The organism is Segatella asaccharophila (assembly GCF_054687055.1).
In genome coordinates, this window is record NZ_BAACAN010000046.1 from 1 (window position 1) to 4,109 (window position 4,109).

4 protein-coding genes and 1 pseudogene are annotated in these 4,109 nt (G+C 36.7%); 4 read left to right on the forward strand and 1 reads right to left on the reverse strand.

All coding sequences use genetic code 11. From position 1 onward, the window contains the following. The first annotated feature begins 276 nt into the window (after positions 1–276). The 4 genes from ACYRYG_RS13150 (at position 277) to ACYRYG_RS13165 (ending at position 3,848) form a co-directional block, all read left to right on the forward strand. Positions 277–1,581 (forward strand): hypothetical protein, encoded by a 1,305-nt coding sequence (locus ACYRYG_RS13150; RefSeq protein WP_460198464.1) that lies wholly within the window; start codon positions 277–279, stop codon positions 1,579–1,581. Positions 1,582–1,617: 36 nt separating this feature from the next. Continuing rightward, entirely contained in the window at positions 1,618–2,355 is a 738-nt protein-coding gene (locus ACYRYG_RS13155) for a hypothetical protein (RefSeq protein WP_460198465.1), read from the forward strand. A gap of 380 nt (positions 2,356–2,735) precedes the next feature. Further along, the gene (locus tag ACYRYG_RS13160; protein ID WP_460198467.1) at positions 2,736–3,263 is read left to right on the forward strand and encodes a hypothetical protein; all 528 of its coding nucleotides are present in this window, start codon (positions 2,736–2,738) and stop codon (positions 3,261–3,263) included. Positions 3,264–3,512: 249 nt separating this feature from the next. After that, entirely contained in the window at positions 3,513–3,848 is a 336-nt protein-coding gene (locus ACYRYG_RS13165) for a hypothetical protein (protein ID WP_460198468.1), read from the forward strand. 150 nt (positions 3,849–3,998) lie between these two features. Here ACYRYG_RS13165 and ACYRYG_RS13170 read toward each other — a convergent pair. Then, positions 3,999–4,109 (reverse strand): annotated as a pseudogene (locus tag ACYRYG_RS13170) (IS982 family transposase); the annotation flags it as partial.

The following is a 4,109-nucleotide window of genomic DNA, read 5'->3' on the forward strand; positions in this document are numbered from 1 at the left end:
CCCGCAGTCGGAAGGAGGCCCTCCGGAAAGTCATTCAGCAGCGTCAGAACATTAAGTGTAATCTGAAGAAGATCGCCGTAAGATGTAACCTGTCCGTCGTTCCTACTTTCTTGATGACCAGAGATCTGTATATACAATTGGTTCAGCAGGCGAGTGTCAGTGACCTGATTTAACGACGGGAACCATACTTGAAAGGATATGGACATCAATCTGATACGGACCAGCAATCAATTTCAAACGCTAAAATACTGTGTATTAACATAAAGACATTAAAGGATGAATATTATTAATCTGATCTATTCTGATCTTCCGGATGCGGATAATTATTTTTTACTTTCCCATAAAACAGAAAATGAAGACAGCTTATGTAAAACACAAAATAAGAACCTTCAGCATTCAGCCTTCCAGCAGATGGAAAGTATAGCCCATTCGGATACAATTAAATCAATAGAGGATGCCTGTATAATGTCCAGACGTAGTGCAATTTATTGTATTCCTGAATCTGCTGGATCAGATTGTCAGGATGGCAATCCGGATAAGAGCAGCTATGTATCCTGTTTCTATCGATTACTACAGACTATACCTGTTTATGTTGTCACGACAGAAATGTCCGGAAAGATCATTTCTCTTCCTTCAGATAGGACAGAGAATATAGAAATACCGAATTGCCATGAGTTGATTCATCTTGATAAGAATCTGTCTGAGGCATTATTGCCTAAGAGGTTTGAGGATTTTAAACGACAGGAAAAAATAGATATAAAACAGGACTTCGAGCATCTACCTCCTTATCATAAAACCAGAGATGGAAAATTATCCTATGAAATCTTTGATTTCTTGGGAATGTACCAGTGTAAGAAGAGTGGGGACAAATCTGATTATTGGGATATTAGCAATTTCCATCCTCAAATATTTATCTGGATTGATAATATCTATAAAGAAATTTCCAGGAAAGAAGGACATGGCAATCCTCAGGATTTTTATCTGCTTTTTGCCCAGGTTGTATTTCATGAGCTTATGCATGCATTAATGGACTGCTATGATGAGACGACAGCAAATCGTGGTATTGATAGAATCTTCAGCCTTGAGGAAGAACCTATAGCAGAAGCTCTTTCAATCAAGTTAATGAAGAAGGAATGGCAGTATACCGATTGTTGCAATAGGGATCTCTTTAAAGAGAGGATCAGGCCATGGCCATATTATCTTTATAAAGTCTATGACGAAGATGAATCCCTTCTGACAGCTTTAACTGCATGGATAATAATAAAAACCCAGTATGATTATATCGATAAGGATCTGTTGATAAGATGGCTTAAATGTATGGATAAGGATAACCTTGAAGAAGCCTATTCAGAAGAACTGGAAGATGCGGAAAATGTCATCCGGGATATAGTGGATTCGAAGAAACTGAAAAACTATGTTGACCCCATAAAAGATGAAAAGATAAATAATATGTTTTCCATATTACAAGATTATTCCTTTCATCACGATCAGCCAGCCGACTGTCATATTTTTATTAATAGGTTTAGACATCAATATTTGAAAGCGTTGACCTTGAAATTAGCGCTTAGTAATCAGATTTGACTTTTGTGAAACATTAAAAAAAGAAATAATATGAGTATGGCAAGAAGGAAGGCTAAATCCGATCATGATAAGATTCATGATAAGATTCATGACGGGGTTCAAAAAATGTGTGAAGATATAGTTGAAAGGCTGTTTATTATAGGAGAATGTCTGAAAAAATGTATTTTTGTGATTGGAAACGGACAAGAATTAACTCAATATAAATGGGATGTATCTTTACGGGAAGAGTTTAAAAAGTTTATTACTTCTTCAAGTATTTCTTGTATTGTATATTTGGCTAAAAAAATCCATAATTGTTGTTGCCTTGGAATTACCTTTAAAGATTTAAAGATTGATAATTTTAATAAAGATTACACATTTAACGTACATTTTAAAGATTTAAGAGTTGCTCGTTATAATGAAAATAATGGAAAGGTAATATTATGCTTTTACATTTATTTTTTTGATAATATAACTGCGGATGAAGAAAAAATAGCTAAAGGTGATATTAAATGGGAAAATATCATACACCAATGTGGTTTAGATCAGGTAATCAACCAGCGTGTTTGGAAAATATTGATTCTTGATGCTATCATATTCCATCATCTTAACAGGTCCTTTGATGACTCTCATTTTCCCAACCCTAAGCTTGAATTTTCTGATGTTGTTGATATTACAAGGACATTTATTTTTATGAATCAGACAAATAAGAAAATCATTGAGGAGAACGAAATTACAAAATTATTTGAAAAGGTTTATGATTGTTTTTCTACGATGTCAAGTGTAAAACAATAAAGGGTTACTGCCATATACTTACACGAAATGATAAAAGCACGGTTATTTGTCATGTCTTAAATGAATTCAACTGCGATTAATACTTCTTCATCTGAGGTCCTGTTCATGCTGATATCGTGTAGTGCATTCGTTAAATGTCCGGAGATGAAAGAGAATAGTAGTATTGAATCTGAAACGGTGTGTTCGTTCTTAAGATGGCTGATCAGCCGATAACAATAGTATGGTCGTTGGATATAATCTTCTTTATCATCGGATCGGCTCTATGAAGAGTATTCAGGGATCTGTCAGAAAGCCTGAACATTGACCAGAATGAACCATTTTGGTCAGTCTTGATTTCGATGGACCGCCTAGCGGTCCGAAATACTCACAATTTCTCCATTATGATTATTATAGATAATACGGCATTTACTTCTGGTATTTCATTTCCTGATATTTTAGCCGTCCAGACTAAGGCAGAGCTCCTGCAGATCTGCAAGAAACTCGACCTATATGTCAGTCCCAACCTGAAGAAAGACGAGACTGTTTACCGTGTGGCCGTTGCCATGATGACCAATCCCATCAATATCCTCAGTGTACTCAACAAACAGGAACTCCTGATTGTTGATGAGTTCATGAAGGGTGGTCCCAATACCTATGTCACCCGCAAGATGCGCAAGACCCCTAACAAACTCCAAAAGTTCAGCCTTGTCTTGACTTTCGAGGATGAGCAGAAGCAGGAGTGGAAAATGCTCATGCCCGAAAGTGTCCGTAATGCCCTTTCCGTCAGTTTCCCCGCCTATCTCGATCTGGCTCAGCGCGGAGTCAAGCCCCCGTCACCCAAACAATTGAGAATGATGGCCGCCATGCAAAGATTGATGGATGAAGGTGAAGAGAATAGAGCCGCGTTTGGAGAGTGCAGAGATGAATAGGACTATTGCATAAGTTTCACAATTTGTCGGTGACCAAAATGAACTATTTTGGTATACAATGCACCATTTTGGTCATTGTGTTCTATAGCCTGAAAACTTTAATAACTGCTGTGATTTTACGAATCGGTTACCATGCTAATTGCGCATCAATTAAATCTCTTCAGTTTTATTCGGAACTTAAAATCATGCACACTCTGAAGTGCCCTGTTTATAGAACGTGGACATCAGTTGGACACTTACGTTCATAATATGACCGAAGCAGAGGTTCGAGAGTATTGTCGGTTATTTTTCAATCAGACACCAGAAAAGGATAAACAGATAAACATGATCCGGTATACCCTTAATGAAATTGCGGAAGAGACATGTTTCCATATTGAGAATAAATATGCTCGTATTGGAGGCAATCCGAACTCGGTACAGATACTTCAGGATATCTCTGAATTGAAAGATCAGCTTAAGGAAGTCCATGAAAAAATCGAATTATTGAAAAGAATGAATAGAATATTTTCTAATTGTCTTGTTGTACTTAGTAAAGACCATCTTAGAGAAACCTTTCCGAAGGGCAATGCTATTGATGAGTTTTAGAATAATTCTTAAGATAAGCCATTAATAGAGAATTCCTATAATACTCTGATATATCATGCAAAGAGATTGTCAAATTGTTATTATGGCAGGCGGTAAGCGTCCATTTCTCCGTCATGCGTTGTAAAAAACAAGTTATACCCGTTGGCGGAATTAATTTAGAGCATACTTGATTTTCCCAATGGGCTTCCCGTTGACATAATTGATGTATTGAAGGAAAGTCTGTGCACTGATTTTTCCGATGATTCTTGTAAACAATCCATC